Raw genomic sequence first — 16291 nt, forward strand, 5'->3', positions numbered from 1 at the left:
TTACGGCGTGACCTTCCCGATCTTCACGCTGGCGCTGCCCGCCGCGGTGCCGCGGGCGTTCACCAGCTGGACGCGGCCGAAGAACTCGCGGCCCGCCGGAGCCTCGGCCGTGGCCGTGACCTGCCCGGTGACCGTCGCCGAGGCGCCCGTGGCGAGGCGGACCGGGGCCGAGTCGACCGTGACGGAGCCGAGCGCGGCGGAGAAGAACACGTCCCGGTAGTCGTAGTCGGTGGAGCCGGACGGCACCGCGTAGCCCACGACCTTGACGGTGTAGGTGCCGGCGGCCGGGTTCGGCAAGGAGACCGCCTCCTCCGAGTCGCCGTCGGCGGACTTGCCGACCTCCTTGCCGGACGCGTCGTACACCATCAGGTCCAGGTCGGCCGCCGCGTCGGAGACCCGCCCGATGGCGACGTCGAGCGAGGTCGCGCCGGCCGGGACGGCCACCGTGGTGGACCGCGTCTCGCCCTCCTTGATCGCCGGCCGGCCGGACTCGGCGGAGCCGAGCGGGCCGCCGGCCAGCCTGCCGTCCAGCGGCGCGTAGGTGTTGGTCACCTTCCAGGACGCGCCGACCGGGCTGCCCACCTTGGCCTCGGGCACGGTCACGGTCTCCGGGTCGAAGGCCGCGCCGAGGACGGAGACGTCCAGCCGGTAGGGATTGTCGAGCAGCGGCGAGGTGCGCCGGGACTCGACCTCGACCTCCCAGACGCCGGGCTGCGGGTCGGCGTACGCGCGCACGTCGGGCTTGCAGCCGTTGCCGTCCAGGTAGTTGTTGTAGCAGTACGGCGTGCCGGTGTTGTCGGACGGGACGCCGTAGGGGTGGATGGCGACGAACCGGGTCTGGCTGCGGTCCTCCAGCCCGCCGAGCGCGACCTCCAGCGACGTCGCGCCCTCGGGCACGGTCAGGAAGTACGACCGGGTGCCGTTGCGCTGGACCGAGCCGGAGGCGGAGTAGGTGTACGCCACCGGCTGCGCGACCACGACGGTGGTGAGGACCTGCTTGTCGACGCCCTCGGTCCGCGGGTCGTCGACCTCCAGGATCGCGCTCTTGATGCCGGCCGACCCCGGGGCCGCCTGCACCTTGACGGTCACCGGCCGGTTCAGCGGCAGCCGCACCACGTCGTCGCCGACGACGCGGAAGGTGTGCCCGGCGTTGTTCTCGAAGTGCAGCTCGTGCCGGACCGCCGTGTCCGGGCCGGACGTACGGGTGAGCGTCACGTCGTACGTCTTCTTCTCACCCGCCTTCAGGCCGCCCTCGCGGTCGTACAGGCCGGTGCCGTAGCCGGGCGTCTTCAGGGCGTCGTCGATCGCGGTGTCGACCGGCGCCTTGACGGTGTAGTCGTGGGCGACGGCGCCGTCCTCGACGGCGTCCCACGCGCCCACGATGTTGATCAGGCCCGCGCCCTCCTCGTATGCCTGGACGCCCTTGATGTGGTCGGCGGTCGAGGTCAGGGCGGTGCGCAGCCGGGCGGGAGCGAGGTCGACGCCCTCGCGCTTCGCGGCCGACAGCAGCAGCGCGGAGGCGCCGGTGGCCTGCGGGGCGGCCATCGAGGTGCCCTGGAGCATCGAGTAGCCGGCCGGGAGGGTGTAGCCGGCCTCGGCGACCGGGCCGCCCGGCAGCCAGGTCTGGGTGGTGTTGATCGCGGCGCCGGGCGCGGTCAGGGTCGGGGTGAAGCCGCCGTCCTCCCGGGGGCCGCGCGAGGAGAAGGGCATCATCGCGTACTTCTTCTCCACGGCCGAGCCGTAGTTGGCGGCCCAGGTCTCCTTGGAGATCGCCGCGCCGACGGAGATCACCTTGTCGGCCAGGCCCGGGTCGCCGATGGTGTTGGCGCCCGGCCCGGAGTTGCCGGCGGAGATCACCAGCTGGACGCCGTAGGTGTCGATGAGCCGGGTGTACAGCTCGGCGCGGGCGTTGTTGCCGTCGTTGAGCGCGGGCAGGCCGCCGATCGACATGTTGACGATGTCGACGCCGCGCCTGGTCACCAGGTCGATCATGCCCTCGGTGAGGGCGACGTTGGTGCAGCCGCCGGTCCAGGTGCAGGCCCGCGAGGAGACGATCTTCGCGCCGGGGGCGGCGCCGTTCATCCTGCCGCCGAACAGGCCGTGGGCGGCGGTGATGCCGGCGACATGGGTGCCGTGCTCGGACTCGATGACACCGATGTTGACGTAGTCGGCCTTGGCGCCGGAGGCGTTGTAGACGACGTCCTTGCGGGTCTCGACCACGAACGGGACGCGCTCGACGACGTCCGTCGCCGGGTCGTCGGTGCCGAAGTAGCCGACCTGGAACGCGTCCTTGTACGGCTTCATCGGCGCGTCGTCGGTGAAGTCCAGGTTGTCGTTCGTGTCCACGCGGACCGTGCCGGCGGCCGGGTCGTACAGCACGCCCCAGGCGTCGGTGGTGTCACCGTCCCGGTTGAGGTCGCCCTTCTCGTCGCCGCCGGCGGTGGCGGACTCGTACAGGTAGTTGAACTTGTACGAGCCCTCGGGCGCCGTGAACCTCTCGGCGCCCTGGGCGGTGGTGACGGAGAAGGACGGTCCGGCGACACCGGTGGTCATCCGCCGCCAGGTGCCGTCGCCGTCGGCGACCGGGTCGGTCGCGGTCACCCAGTCGACGATCTTCCGTTCGCCGGTGGTGGTGGTGCGCAGCGCCGGGTGGCCGAGGTCGACGCCGGAGTCCAGGATGCCGATGGTGACACCGCGCCCGTCGGCCTTCGGGTGCTCCCGGACGAAGTCGACCGCGCCGGTCTCGAAGGAGGGGTTGTAGGGGTTCTCCGCCGGGGTGGTGCGGCCCGGCGCCGGATAAGCCGCCTTGCCGGCCGCGGACTTGGCGCCGGCGGGCGCCGGGTCGTCCAGCGGGATCTCCTGCTTGAGGTCGATGGCCCGCACGGAGGAGAGCTTCACGGCGGCGGAGATGGCCGAGTCCGCGCGGCTCGTCGGGACGGTGGCGCGGACGTAGCCGAGCTTGTCGTCGGTACGGCCCACCAGGCCGCCGTCGACCGCGTCCAGTTCACCGGCGACCTGCTCCGTCTGCCCGGGCGAGGTCGCGATCATCAGGGTGACGGTCTTGTCGCCGCCGGCCTTGGCGTCGGCGAGCAGGGCGGCGTCGTCCGGGCCGAGCTTGTCGTCGGCGGACTTGACGCCGGGATCGGCGGCCGGGACGGGGGCCTGCCCGGCGGCGAGGGCCAGCGGCACCGGCCCGGCCGCGGAGAGGGCGGCCACCACGCCCACGGCCACGGCTATGCGGGCCAGGCGTCTGGGGCCGGATATGGGATCACGCTCGGGGGCGGTGTGGGTCATCGGGATCCCTCGGGTCAAGGAACGGGCGGACGGGAGCGCTCAGCCTGACCGAAGGACAGGGTTTTTGGGGACCGTTGACGCAATCGAAATGAACGTATGGGGAAAACCCGCGATGGGAAAGGAGTGTGTTGTGCCGGTATGGAGCGCAATGCGGTCCTTGCGTACGGGCTGACCCGACCGGTGCCGGGACATTCGCCCGCCGCCGCGCACCTTACGGGCTAACGTCCGTGTATGCGACGGAACTTGAGGGTGGCGGCCTACGCCGTGTGCGTCCGCGGCGGACGTCTCCTGCTCGCCCGGTCACCCGCACCCGACGGCACCCCGGAGTGGGTGCTGCCCGGCGGCGGCATGGAGCACGGCGAGGACCCGTACGACACCGTCCGCCGCGAGGTCGCCGAGGAGACCGGCTACCGCATCGAGGTCAGAGCCCTGCTCGGCGTGCACTCCCGCCGGGCGGTCGGGGACCCGCGCTTCGGCCGCCACCGGGACCACCACGCCCTGCGGCTCCTCTACGAGGGCGAGGTCACCGGCGGTGAACTGCGGTACGAGGTCGGCGGATCCACCGACTTCGCCGCCTGGCACGACCTGGCCGCCGTACCCGGTCTGGTCCGGGTGCCGCTGGTCGACATCGGGCTGCGGCTGTGGCGCGAACGTCCGCCGCACGGACGGCCGGCGGACCAGCCCGTACCCCGGCAGGTGAACGGCGGGTGACCGCTTCCGGGCCGGTCGCGTTCGGCTCCGTGACCGCGCCCGGTACCCCGTGATCCACGTTCGGTGATCGGTGTCACGCGTTGCCACCGCGTTCACGCGCGGGTCATCCCCGCTGCCAACGATCAACGGTGAGCGGGACGTTCGCGTCCGGAGCGGCCCGCGACCACCGCCGACGCGTTCGCATCCGGGGAGACCGCGCCATGCCGCCCACACGCTCCGCAGCCGCCTCCACCGCGCGGGTCAGCCGCCGCACCGTCCTCGCCGCCGCCGGCACCGTCTCGCTCTCCGCGGGCGTCGGCTACACCCTGCGCCCCACGGACAGCCAGGCCGCCACCCCGCCCGCCCCTCGGTCCGCCACGGCGCCGCTCGCCCCCTACACCAAGGGCACCACCGTCGCCTCCGTCGCCGCCCCGCGCGCCGGCTCCGGCTACCGCAGGCTCGGCGACGGGCCCGGCTGGAAACGGGTGGTGCGCGCCGAGCTGGCCGCGCCCAAGTCCGGCCGGGAGCACCGCCGTACCGTCCTGGCCGCGTTCGTGCAGTTCACCGACCTGCACCTGATGGACGTCCAGCATCCTCTGCGGCTGGAGTTCCTGCGCGCGCACGACGTGCACGCCTGGCGCCCGCACGAGGCGCTGACCGTGCCCGGCGCGATCTCCCTCGTGGAGCGGGTCAACGCGCTGCGCGGCGCCCCCGTCACCGGCGCCCCGCTGCGGTTCGTGATGACCACCGGCGACAACACCGACAACAACGCCCACTCCGAACTGGAGTGGTTCATGAAGGTGATGAGCGGCGGCCGGATCACGCCCAACACCGGCGACCCCAGGCACTACGAGGGTGTGCAGAACAGCGGGCTGAAGCAGTACTGGCAGCCCGGCTCCGCCCTCCGCGACCACGACAAGGCGCTGGGCTTCCCCCGGCTGGAGCACTTCCTGGCCGCCGCGATCCGCGACGTGCGCAGCCCCGGCCTGAACCTGCCCTGGTACTCCACCGTCGGCAACCACGACGCCCTCCCGCTCGGCTGCTACGGCTCCCACGGCGACCCCTACCTCGCCGAGGCGGCCATCGGCGGCAGGAAGCTGATGAGCGTCTCCGCCGCCGACGCCAAGAAGCTCCAGGACACCATCAAGAAGGTCAAGGACCCCAGGGGCAGCGGCTACCGCGACTTCCTCAAGGCGCACGCCCGCTCCGCGCGCCGGGTCACCCCGGACGAGCGGCGCGCCCCCTACACCCAGGCCGACTACCTCAAGGCCCACCTGGACCCGGCCTACCAGGGCCACGGCCCGGCCGGGCACGGCTACTCCTCGGCGAACCTGGACGCGGGCACCCAGTACTACGCCTTCCGGATCTCCGACGACGTCATCGGCATCAGCCTCGACACCACCGACCCCGGCGGCCACTACGCGGGCTCGCTCGGCACCGCCCAGCTGAAGTGGCTCGACCGGACGCTGAAGGAGCACGAGGACTCCTACGCCGTCGTCTTCAGCCACCACACCAGCGGCTCCATGACCAACACCCGGCCCGACCCGGCCCGCCCCGGTGAGAAGCGGCACGACGGCGCCGCCGTGCTCTCGGTGCTGTCCGCCCACGCCAACGTGCTGGCCTGGGTGAACGGGCACATCCACAAGAACGTCGTCACGCCGCACAAGGCGTCCGGCGGGCGCTCCTTCTGGGAGATCTCCACCGCCTCGCACGTCGACCACCCCCAGCTCGCCCGGATCGTGGAGCTGGTCGACAACAAGGACGGCACCCTCTCGCTGTTCACCACGCTGATCGAGTCGGCGGCCCCGCACCGCACCGACTTCGCCGACCTCTCCCAGACCGGCCTCGCCGCCCTCTACCGCGAGCTGGCCTACAACGCCCCCGGCGCCGACAGGACCCTCGCGGGCGGCACCGGGGACCGCAACACGGAGCTGGTGCTGAGGAAGGGCCGGTAGGACCTCAGCCGGAGATCCGCGTGAGCACCGGCAGATAGCCGAGCGACTGCCCGGGCGCCGTCGGGTGGTACGACTCGGTGATCGCCAGGATGTCGACGCCGCGCAGCCAGGGGCGGTCGGAGCAGATCTCGTGGCCGGCGAAGGCGGCGGTGACATCGGCGAAGGTGAACCCGTGCGCGGCGGCGCGCCCCGCGATCACCCCGTTCAGGTGGTCCACCGCGTCGTTCAGCGCGGCGCGCTCGCCGTCCCGGAGGCCGAGCGCGCACGCGCCCCGCAGGTGGTACAGGTGCGGGTAGCCCAGCACCACGACCCGCGCCGCGGGCGCCCGGTCCCGGATGGCCGAGTAGAGCCGGTCCAGGCGGCCCGTCAGCGAGCCGTCCATGGTGTCGCGGGCCCGGGACACGGCCGAGTGGCAGCGGTCCGACCCGCCGACCGCGCAGAGCGCCATGACGCCGGCGAAGCCCGAGTCGCTGCCGCCGACGGTGAGCGTGACCAGGCTCGTGCGCGCGCTGAGATGGCCGAGCTGGTCGGTGAGCACCTCGTCCGTGCCGGCGCCGTTGCACGCGGCGAAGCCGAACGTCGCCGGCGCGTGGGCCTCGGCCCACAGCACCGGGAAGGCGCGGCTGCTGCGCTTGCACTCCTTGCCGGAGGCCAGATAGTCGCCGGCGCCGGCACCGGAGGAGTAGGAGTCGCCGAGGGCCACATAGCCGCCGGCCGGGGCGCGGGGCGTCACCTGGGCGGTCGCGGGGCCGGCGAACGCGCAGGCCGCCGCGAGGAGCAGGGAGCAGGCGCCCGCCGCTATTCGGGTCTGTCTCATGTCTCTCCTCTACCGGGGCCCGCGCCGCGCCGCCCGCCGCACGCCGCCGCCCGGGTGAGCCCTCACCCGGGCGGGCGAACAGGACTGGCCGGCCGGGCGGCTACCGTGGCAGCACCACGACGTACACGGCCGGATCGCGGTCGGCCGAGGCCATCAGCGCCGTCCGCACCACCGTCGCCTGCTGCTCCGGACAGTCCCGCAGCTTGCGCGGCGTGATGTGCACGACCGTGATGCCGAGGCGCTCCAGGTGCTCGCGCTTGCGGGCGTACCGCGACCACACCTCGTCGTCGTGGTGCCGCGCCGCCCGGGTGTCCAGCTCGACGGCCACCGCCTGGTCCGGCCAGTACGCGTCCACGACGCCCAGGTCCGGGCCGCCGGGCAGGCGCAGGGCGACGTTCCACAGCGGGTCGGGCAGGCCGTGGTCGCGGACCATCCGGTAGAGGCGGCCCTCGGCGACCGAGCGGCCCTCCGCGAGCACCGCGTCCACCGCGTTCGCCACGTGCGGGCGGTGCAGCAGCCGCGCCCGGGTCAGCTCCCGGACCACGGCGGCCGGCTCGCAGTGGCCGCCGCGCACCGCCTCGATCAGCAGCCGGCGTACCGTCTCGGTGTCCGTCGGCTCCGTCACCGCGTCCGCCAGCGCCCGCGCCACCGGCGCCACCGGCAGCCCCGCCAGCCGCACCGGGTCGGGCAGCTCGGCGGTGCGCACGACGCGGACATAGCCGGCGGAGCGCGGCCGGCGCGGCCGGGGCACCAGGACGTCGACCCGGTTCAGGGCGTCCGGTGGCGGAGTGGACGGGAAGCCGTGCAGGGCCAGCGCCGCCGGTCCGGTCAGCATCGCGTCCGGGTACTGCGGCGGGTGCGGGCCCTGGGCCGTCGGCTGGGGAGGCACGCCCTGTCGCGCCGGCCGGGCCGCGTACAGCAGGGCTCCGTGCAGCCGTTCCAGGCCGGTGGGCGGGCCGGCGTGCAGCAGGACCACCTGCGGCAGCAGCTCCTGCCAGGGCCCCCCGGGGCCGCACCGCTCGGCCAGTTCGGCCGGGGACACGCCGTGGGCGCGCAGCTGGGCCGCCGTCAGGACACGGCGGTGGGCCTCGGCGAGGTGGCGCAGGGGGCGGGGGGAGAGGGGGGTGTTGTGCGTCATGGCCCGAAAATTCCCCCGCTCCGTCCGGCCCGTAACCGCTGTTACACGCCCGTCGATAAATCCGGACAAGGCGGTACTAAAGGTCAGGTGTTCGGATGCCGAGAGAGCGGCGAAAACCCCTGGTCCGATCGGGTGCGGACCAGGGGTTACGGGTTTGTCTGCCCGGATTTCGTAACGGTCACCGGCCGGGCAGGCTCAGGCCAAAGGTCAACGGCCGGCCGCGGCGTCACACTCCTGCGCGCGCAGCGCCCGCGCCAGGTCGTCCCGTGCCTCCAGCACCAGCCGCCGCAGCGCCGGCGCCGCGTCCTCGTGCGCCGCGAGCCACGCGTCCGTCGCCTCCAGCGTCTCCGGGCGGTCCTGCGAGGCCGGGAACAGACCCCGCACCACGTCCATGCCGATCTGGATCGACCGCTCCCGCCACACCCGCTCGATCGCCGCGAAGTACAGCTGCGCGTACGGCGCGGTCAGCTCCCGCTGCGACGGCTGGGCGAACCCCGCGATCGTCGCCTCCACCAGCGCGTTCGACAGCGCGTCCGACTCCACCACCTGCGCCCACGCCTGCGCCTTGACCGCCGCCGACGGCCGCGCGGCAAGACAGCGCACCTGGTGCCGCTTGCCGGACGCCGTGTCGTCCCGGGCCAGCTCCGCCGCCAGCACCGACTCGTCGGCCGCGCCATGCGCCGCCAGCGGCTCCAGGAACGCCCAGCGCAGCTCCTGGTCCACCTCCAGCCCCTCGATCTCCGTGGTGCCGTCCAGCAGGTCCGTCAGCAGTTTCAGATCCGGCTCCGCACTCGCCACGGCGGCGAAGAACCGCGCCCACGCCAGCTGCTGCTCGCTGCCCGGCGCGGCCGACCGCAGCTCACGCAGCGCCCCCTCGGCCAGCAGCTCACCGCCGGTCTCCCGCCAGGCCGGCGCCGCGTAGTGCGTCAGCGCCGAGTTCGCCCAGGCGTGCAGCATCTGCAGGACGCCGATGTCCGACTCGCGGCCCGCGAACCGCAGCACCAGGCCGATGAACTCCCGCGCCGGCAGCAGCCCGTCCCGGGTCATGTTCCACAGCGCCGACCAGCACAGGGCACGCGCCAGCGGGTCCGTCAGCCCGCCCAGGTCCGTGCGCAGCGTCTCCAGCGAGGTCGCGTCGAAACGGATCTTGCAGTAGGTCAGGTCCTCGTCGTTGACCAGCACCAGCTCCGGCGCCTCCTGGCCCGCCAGCTCCGCCACGACCGTCCGCGGCTCGTGCACGTCCGTCTCCGCGTGCGCGTACCGCTGGAGCGTGCCCTCGGGCGTACGCCGGTACAGCCCCACCACGATCCGGTGCGGACGCAGCTCCGGGTGCGACTCCGGGGCCTCCTGCACCACGGCCAGCTCGGCGATCCGGCCGCCCGTGGTGTCCAGCAGCACCTGCGGGGTCAGCGCGTTCACGCCCGCCGTCTGCAGCCACGACCGCGCCCACGCGCTCATGTCCCGGCCGCTCGTCTCGCCCAGCACCGACAGCAGGTCCCCGAGGCGCGTGTTGCCGTACGCGTGCCGCTTGAAGTAGCGCCGGGCGCCCTCCAGGAACGCGTCCCGGCCGACGTACGCCACCAGCTGCTTGAGCACCGAGGCGCCCTTGGCGTAGGTGATGCCGTCGAAGTTCAGCTTGGCGTCCTGCAGATCGCGGATGTCCGCCGTGATCGGGTGCGTGGAGGGCAGCTGGTCCGCGCGGTACGCCCACGCCTTGCGCCGGTTGGCGAAGGTGATCCAGGCGTTCTTGAAGCGGGTCGCGCCGACGTTGGCGAACGTGCCCATGAAGTCCGCGAAGGACTCCTTCAGCCACAGGTCGTCCCACCACTCCATGGTGACCAGGTCGCCGAACCACATGTGCGCCATCTCGTGCAGGATGACGTTGGCCCGCGCCTCGTACGACGCCTGCGTCACCTTGCCGCGGAAGACGTACTCCTCCCGGAACGTCACCAGGCCCGGGTTCTCCATCGCGCCCAGGTTGTACTCCGGCACGAACGCCTGGTCGTACTTCCCGAACGGGTACGGGTAGTCGAAGTGGTCGTGGAAGAAGTCCAAGCCCTGCTTGGTGACCAGGAAGACGTCGTCGGCGTCGAAGTACGGGGCGAGCGCCTTGCGGCACATCGCGCCGAGCGGGATCTCCAGCTTCGTGCCGTCCTCGAGGGTGCGGCTGTAGGAGTCCGTCACATAGTGGTACGGACCCGCCACCACACACGTGATGTACGTCGAGATCGGCTTCGTCTCCGCGAACCGCCACACGCCGTCCACGAGTTCACCGGCGCCGTTGCCCCACACCGTCCAGCCCTCCGGCGCCCGCACCTCGAACCGGTACGGCGCCTTCAGATCCGGCTGCTCGAAGTTCGCGAACACCCGGCGCGCGTCGGCCGGTTCGTACTGCGTGTACAGATAGACTTCGCCGTCCTCCGGGTCGACGAAGCGGTGCATGCCCTCGCCGGTGCGCGAGTAGGCGCACTGCGCGTCCACCACCAGCTCGTTCTCCGCGGCCAGGTCCTCCAGCGCGATCCGCGAGCCGTCGAAGACCTCGCCCGGGTCCAGGTCCCGGCCGTTGAGCGAGACCGAGGTGACCCGCGGGGCGATCAGATCGGCGAAGCTGGAGGCCCCGGGCTCGTTGCAGCGGAACCGCAGGGTGGTCACCGAACGGAACGTGCGCGGCTCGCCGTCCCCGTCGCCGACGGCGGACCGCAGGTCCAGGGACACGTCGTAACCGTCGACGGACAGCAGGGCGGCCCGCTCCCGGGCCTCGTCGCGGGACAGATTCTCACCGGGCACGGACGGCACTCCCTCGTGATCGCTTGATGAGCGGCTGGAACAGGACCGATCCTGCCATGCGCTCCTGACGGCGGACAGCGGGGAATGCCGGTGGCGATGACCTCGTTGACCGGGGAAACGCACGTTCTCGCCAAGGAGCGCCATGTCCGACACCGCCACCGCGTCCGGCAAGACCCCTGTCGACTTCTGGTTCGACCCGCTCTGCCCGTGGGCCTGGATGACCTCGCGCTGGGTGCTGGAGGTGGAGAAGCTCCGCGACATCGAGGTCCGCTGGCACGTCATGAGCCTCGCGGTCCTCAACGAGGACAAGCTGGACGAGCTGCCCGAGGACTACCGCGAGCTGCTGACCACCAAGGCGTGGCCGGCCGTCCGCGTGGTCACCGCGGCCTGGCAGAAGCACGGCGAGGACGTCGTCGGCCCGCTCTACACCGCGCTCGGCACCCGCATCCACAACCACGGCGAGGGCGCGACCCTGGAGGCCATCACGGGCGCGCTCGCCGACGTCGGCCTGCCCGCCGAACTGATCGACTACGCCGGCCAGGACGACTTCGAGTTCGAGGCCGAGCTGCGCGCCTCCCACAAGGAGGGCATCGAGAAGGTCGGCCAGGACGTCGGCACGCCGGTCATCGCGCTGCCGGGCCCCGACGGCGAGCAGATCGCCTTCTTCGGCCCCGTCGTCACCCCGGCCCCCCAGGGCGAGCAGGCGGCCCGCCTGTGGGACGGCACGGTGGCGGTGGCCTCGGTGCCGGGCTTCTACGAGATCAAGCGGACCCGGACGGCGGGGCCCGACTTCAGCAATCTGTGACCCTCTGCCGAGGGAAAGGAAGGACCCCCGCGAGTCACGTCCTCACGGGGGTCCTCTTTCATCCGCCTGCCGCCGTGAAGGGTGAGAAGACGATCACGAGGCAGGACGACCGGGGCGCCCGGGTGGTCAGGGCGCGAGCAGCAGCACGTCGGCGCGGGACTTGGCGGCCTCGTAGCGGCGGGCCACGTCCTGCCAGTTGACGACCTGCCACATGGCCTCGATGAAGTCGACCTTCTGGTTCTTGTACTGGAGGTAGAAGGCGTGCTCCCAGGCGTCGAAGACCAGGATCGGGGTGGAGCCCTGGCCGACGTTGCCCTGGTGGTCGTAGACCTGCTCCACGACCAGGCGCCCGCTGAGCGGCTCGTAGGCGAGCACGCCCCAGCCCGAGCCCTGGGTGGTGGCCGCGGCCTTGGACAGCTGGGCCTTGAAGCCGGCGAAGGAGCCGAAGGACTCCTTGATCGCCTCGGCCAGTTCGCCGACGCCGTCCTGCGCCAGGGGCTCGCCGCCGCCGTCCTTCGGGCCGGTCATGTTCTGCCAGTAGATCGAGTGCAGGATGTGCCCGGAGAGGTGGAAGGCCAGGTTCTTCTCCAGGCCGTTGACCGACCCCCACGACTCCTTGTCCCGCGCCTCGGCCAGCTGCTCCAGCGTGTCGTTGGCGCCCTTCACATAGGCCGCGTGGTGCTTGTCGTGGTGCAGCTCGATGATCTCCGGGCTGATGACCGGGGCGAGCGCCGCGTAGTCGTACGGCAGCTCGGGCAGCGTGTAGACGGGCATGGGTGATCCCCTCCGGAACCTTATTGCAAGTCTCTTGCAACTACACGCTAGCAACAACTGCATCAGAGCAACAGGAAGGCCCCCACGTGTTCGTCCGTGGGGGCCTTGCCGGTACGCGGTGCAGGGGCTTTTCAGGCCCTGGCGCGCAGCCGCTGCCAGACGTAGCCGACCGCGGCCAGGAAGAGGGCCATGCCGCCCGAGGAGTACAGCTGGGTCCGGGTGTCCGGCTCGCGCCACATCAGCACGAAGATCGCGGCCATGCCGGCCAGCGCCACCCAGGTCAGCCAGGGGAACATCCACATGCGCACGACCAGCCGCTCGGGGGCCTCGCGCTCGATCCGGCGGCGCAGCAGCAGCTGGGAGACGGCGATGAAGATCCAGACGATCAGGATCACCGCGCCGATCATGTTCAGCAGCCACTTGAAGATGTCGTCCGGCCGCCAGTAGCTGAGCAGCACGCAGACGAAGCCCAGCACGCTGGAGGTGACCACCGCGATCCGCGGCACCCCGCCGGACAGCCGCGCCAGCACCTTCGGGCCCAGACCGCGCTCGACCAGCGAGAAGCCGATGCGCGAGGCGCCGTAGATATTGGCGTTCATGGCGGAGAGGAGGGCGACCAGGATGACCACGTTCATCAGCTGGCTCGCACCGGGGATGCCCAGGTGCTCGAGCGTGGCGATGTACGGGCCCTTCGCCGTGACCTCCTCGGAGTCCCACGGCACCAGGGTGACGGCGACCGCCATCGAGCCGATGTAGAACACCGCGATGCGCCACATCGCCGTACGCACGGCCGACGCCACGCCCCGCACCGGGTCCCGGGACTCGGCCGCCGCGATGGTGACCGTCTCCAGGCCGCCGTAGGCGAACACCGAGGCGAGCAGGCCGATCACCAGGCCGTCGCCGCCGTTCGGCATGAAGTCGCTGAGGTGGGAGGTGCCGGGCGCGTCCGTGCCCGGCAGCACGCCCGCGATGGCCAGCACGCCGAGGATCAGGAACAGGCTGATCGCGCCGACCTTCAGCGCCGCGAACCAGAACTCGAACTCGCCGAAGTTCTTCACCGCGGCCAGGTTCGTCCCGCAGAACACCACCATGAACAGGGCCACCCACATCCACTGCGGAGTGCCCGGCAGCCAGCCCTGCACGATCTTCGCCGCGCCGATGCCCTCCAGGCCCACCGCCGTACACAGCAGCACCCAGAACGACCAGCCCGCCGCGAAGCCCGCCCACGGGCCGATCGCCCGTTCGGCGTGCGCGGAGAAGGAGCCCGACGAGGGGTAGGCGGCCGACATCTCGCCGAGCATCCGCATCACCAGCATCACCAGCACCCCGGAGAGGGCGTAGGCGAGCACGATGGACGGACCGGCGGCGGCGATGCCCGCGCCGGAGCCGACGAAGAGGCCCGCGCCGATCACCCCGCCCAGGGCGATCATCGAAAGATGGCGCTGCTTGAGACCCTGGGAGAGGGAGCCGTCCACCGGTGGTGGCGGCGTCTGGGTGGTCGTGCTGTTCGGCATGGGTGCTGCTCTCCCCCGTGCAATGGGCGGGCAAAAGTCCCGCCAGTCTCCGCGTCCCGTCCGCTCAGGCGAAGGGCGTGACCACTATCCGGACACCTCTGGTGCGCAGGGTTAATCTACGGTTACGGCGACGAGCGTGACCAGAGGTCGTACGCGACTCGCAATTCCTTTGGCGGGATTCCACAGTCGGGCCGCCCGTCAGGCCCACACCGACCGCGTGGCGGAAACGTCTCCGCCTCAGTGATCAGTCTCACGCCCGGACCGGTGTAACCGAGTGTCTTTGTCCGGAGCCCACCAAGCCGCCGTTCCGGCCTTTGTCGAGCGCTGACGGTGATCGTGACGAGCCCGCCGGTATAGCGTCACGGTGTCCCGACGTGTCCACACCATCCCGTGGAGTCCCCATGAGCACCGCCACCGCCACCGCCCGCCCCGGAGCAGTCCTCGCCGACCTGCTCCCGGCCTCCCGCGTCCGCGACGCCGCCCTCGTGCTCGGCGGCGCCGCGCTCACCGGCCTCGCGGCCCAGCTGTCGGTGCCGGTGCCCGGCTCCCCGGTGCCGGTGACCGGCCAGACCTTCGCCGCGCTGCTCGTCGGCACCGCCCTCGGCGCCCGCCGCGGCTTCCTCTCCCTCGCCCTGTACGCGGTCGCCGGCCTGGCGGGCGTGCCGTGGTTCGCCGACGGCAAGGCCGGCACCGGTCTGGTCTCCTTCGGCTACGTCCTCGGCATGCTCCTGGCCTCCGCCGTCGTCGGCGCCCTGGCCCGGCGCGGCGCCGACCGCTCCCCGCTGCGCATGGCCGGCGCGATGGTCCTCGGCGAGGCCGTCATCTACGCCGTCGGCGTGCCCTACCTGGCCCTGGCGGCCCACCTGTCCGCCTCCCAGGCGATCGCGGCCGGCCTCACGCCGTTCCTGATCGGGGACGCCCTCAAGGCCGCCCTGGCCATGGGCGCGCTGCCCGCCGCCTGGAAGTTCGCCGGCAAGCGCTAGGCCGGCGACGGCGGAGGCTCGCCAGGGTCGGGATCACTCCACGACCCTGGCGAGCCTCTTCCTTATTTATGGGGGATGTCTCCGGAGGTGTGCGGGAGACATCCTCGAGGCGGGTCAGCCGACGGACACCTTGTCCGGATTCTCGGCCGCGGGCGCCGGACGGGCCGCCGCCAGCCGCTGCCTGACCACCGCGATCACCAGCACGACCGCCGCGACCAGCAGCGACAGCAGCACGGTCTCGCGGCCGTCGTGCTCGGTGTCGAAGAGCATGTAGACCAGCACGCCCACGATCAGCGTCGCCGTCGCCCAGGTCAGGTACGGGTACAGCCACATCTTCACGACCAGCTTCTCCGGCGCCTCGCGCTGGAGGATCTTCCGCATCCGCAGCTGCGAGAAGCAGATGACCAGCCACACGAACAGCGCCACCGCGCCGGAGGAGTTGACCAGGAAGAGGAAGATCGTGTCCGGGGACAGGTAGTTGAAGAAGACGGCGACGAAACCGAACACGACCGACGCGAGGATCGCGGTCCTCGGCACGCCGCGGCTGTTGACCCGCGCGAACGCCTTCGGCGCGTCACCGCGCTCGCCGAGCGAGAAGGCCATCCGGGACGCCGTGTACAGGCCGGAGTTCAGACAGGACAGCACCGAGGTCAGGACGATGACGTTCATGATCTCGCCGGCGTGGGCGATGCCCAGGGAGTTCAGCGCGGCGACGTAGGAGCCGTCCTTCGCGATGGACGCGTCGTCCCACGGCAGCAGCGAGACCACGACCAGGATCGAGCCCAGGTAGAAGACACCGATGCGCCAGATGATGCTGTTGGTGGACTTGGTGACGGCCTGCTGCGGGTTCTCGGACTCGCCGGCCGCCAGCGTGGCGATCTCGCTGCCCATGAAGGAGAACACGACCAGCAGCACACCGGTGAGGATCGCGCCCGGACCGTGCGGCAGGAATCCGCCGTGCGAGGTGAGGTTGCCGAAGGACGCCTTCTCGGCGTCCACGCCCGGCAGCACGCCGAACACGGCGAGCAGACCGATGACGACGAACGCGCCGATCGCCACGACCTTGATGCCGGCGAACCAGAACTCGAACTCGCCGTAGGAGCCGACGGAGACGAGGTTGGTCGCGGTCAGCACGATCATCACGATCAGTGCCCAGCCCCACTGCGGGACGGCCGGGACCCAGCCTTCGAGGATCTTCGCGCCGGCGGTCGCCTCGACCGCGAGGACGACGACCCAGAAGAACCAGTACAGCCAGCCGATGGAGAAACCGGCCCAGCGGCCGAGCGCGCGGTCGGCGTGCGCGGAGAAGGAGCCGGAGGTGGGGTTGGCGGCGGACATCTCGCCGAGCATCCGCATCACGAGGACGACGAGCGTGCCGACGAGGGCGTACGACAGGAGGATGCCGGGTCCCGCGGTGGCGATACCCGTGCTGGAACCGACGAAGAGGCCGGCTCCGATGACACCACCGATCGCGATCATCGACAGGTGGCGGTTCTTGAGTCCTGCTTGGAGGCCCGAACCAGGGGTCATGGAC

General features: G+C 71.8%; 11 protein-coding genes. 4 read left to right on the plus strand and 7 right to left on the minus strand.

What is annotated here, in order from left to right:
- Entirely contained in the window at window positions 1-3294 is a 3294-nt protein-coding gene (locus SCK26_RS24850; RefSeq protein ID WP_318203534.1) for a S8 family serine peptidase, read from the minus strand.
- Window positions 3295-3525: 231 nt separating this feature from the next.
- Here SCK26_RS24850 and SCK26_RS24855 point away from each other — a divergent pair, with 231 nt between their 5' ends.
- Both SCK26_RS24855 and SCK26_RS24860 read left to right on the plus strand, forming a co-directional pair.
- Window positions 3526-4005 (plus strand): NUDIX hydrolase, encoded by a 480-nt coding sequence (locus SCK26_RS24855; protein WP_318203535.1) that lies wholly within the window; start codon window positions 3526-3528, stop codon window positions 4003-4005.
- A gap of 200 nt (window positions 4006-4205) precedes the next feature.
- The gene (locus SCK26_RS24860) at window positions 4206-5939 is read left to right on the plus strand and encodes a TIGR03767 family metallophosphoesterase (protein ID WP_318203536.1); all 1734 of its coding nucleotides are present in this window, start codon (window positions 4206-4208) and stop codon (window positions 5937-5939) included.
- A gap of 4 nt (window positions 5940-5943) precedes the next feature.
- On the opposite strand, the gene SCK26_RS24865 is transcribed toward SCK26_RS24860, so the two are convergent.
- The 3 genes from SCK26_RS24865 to pepN all read right to left on the minus strand — a co-directional run bounded on the left by SCK26_RS24865 (window position 5944) and on the right by pepN (window position 10681).
- Complete coding sequence (locus tag SCK26_RS24865) at window positions 5944-6756, minus strand: SGNH/GDSL hydrolase family protein (RefSeq protein WP_318203537.1); 813 nt, start codon at window positions 6754-6756, stop codon at window positions 5944-5946.
- A gap of 100 nt (window positions 6757-6856) precedes the next feature.
- A complete protein-coding gene (locus SCK26_RS24870; protein WP_318203538.1) occupies window positions 6857-7894 on the minus strand; it encodes a hypothetical protein in 1038 nt (345 codons plus the stop codon).
- Window positions 7895-8101: 207 nt separating this feature from the next.
- Entirely contained in the window at window positions 8102-10681 is a 2580-nt protein-coding gene (gene pepN / locus SCK26_RS24875; protein WP_318203539.1) for an aminopeptidase N, read from the minus strand.
- 142 nt (window positions 10682-10823) lie between these two features.
- Here pepN and SCK26_RS24880 point away from each other — a divergent pair, with 142 nt between their 5' ends.
- Window positions 10824-11486 (plus strand): DsbA family protein, encoded by a 663-nt coding sequence (locus SCK26_RS24880; protein WP_318203540.1) that lies wholly within the window; start codon window positions 10824-10826, stop codon window positions 11484-11486.
- 126 nt (window positions 11487-11612) lie between these two features.
- Here SCK26_RS24880 and SCK26_RS24885 read toward each other — a convergent pair whose 3' ends face one another.
- Window positions 11613-12260: a superoxide dismutase gene (locus SCK26_RS24885; protein ID WP_318203541.1), complete on the minus strand. Its 648-nt coding sequence runs from the start codon at window positions 12258-12260 to the stop codon at window positions 11613-11615.
- Window positions 12261-12391: 131 nt separating this feature from the next.
- Window positions 12392-13774 (minus strand): amino acid permease, encoded by a 1383-nt coding sequence (locus tag SCK26_RS24890; protein WP_318203542.1) that lies wholly within the window; start codon window positions 13772-13774, stop codon window positions 12392-12394.
- A gap of 401 nt (window positions 13775-14175) precedes the next feature.
- On the opposite strand from SCK26_RS24890, the gene SCK26_RS24895 reads away from it, so the two are divergent.
- Window positions 14176-14757, plus strand: coding sequence for a biotin transporter BioY (locus SCK26_RS24895; RefSeq protein WP_318203543.1), 582 nt, complete (start codon window positions 14176-14178; stop codon window positions 14755-14757).
- A 114-nt stretch (window positions 14758-14871) separates the two neighbouring features.
- Here SCK26_RS24895 and SCK26_RS24900 read toward each other — a convergent pair whose 3' ends face one another.
- Window positions 14872-16287 carry an amino acid permease gene (locus SCK26_RS24900; protein WP_318203544.1) on the minus strand — a complete coding sequence of 472 codons (1416 nt, stop codon included), beginning with the start codon at window positions 16285-16287 and terminating at the stop codon, window positions 14872-14874.
- Window positions 16288-16291: the final 4 nt, after the last annotated feature.

This window comes from Streptomyces sp. SCL15-4 (assembly GCF_033366695.1).
In the GTDB taxonomy this organism is placed as follows: Bacteria; Actinomycetota; Actinomycetes; order Streptomycetales; family Streptomycetaceae; genus Streptomyces.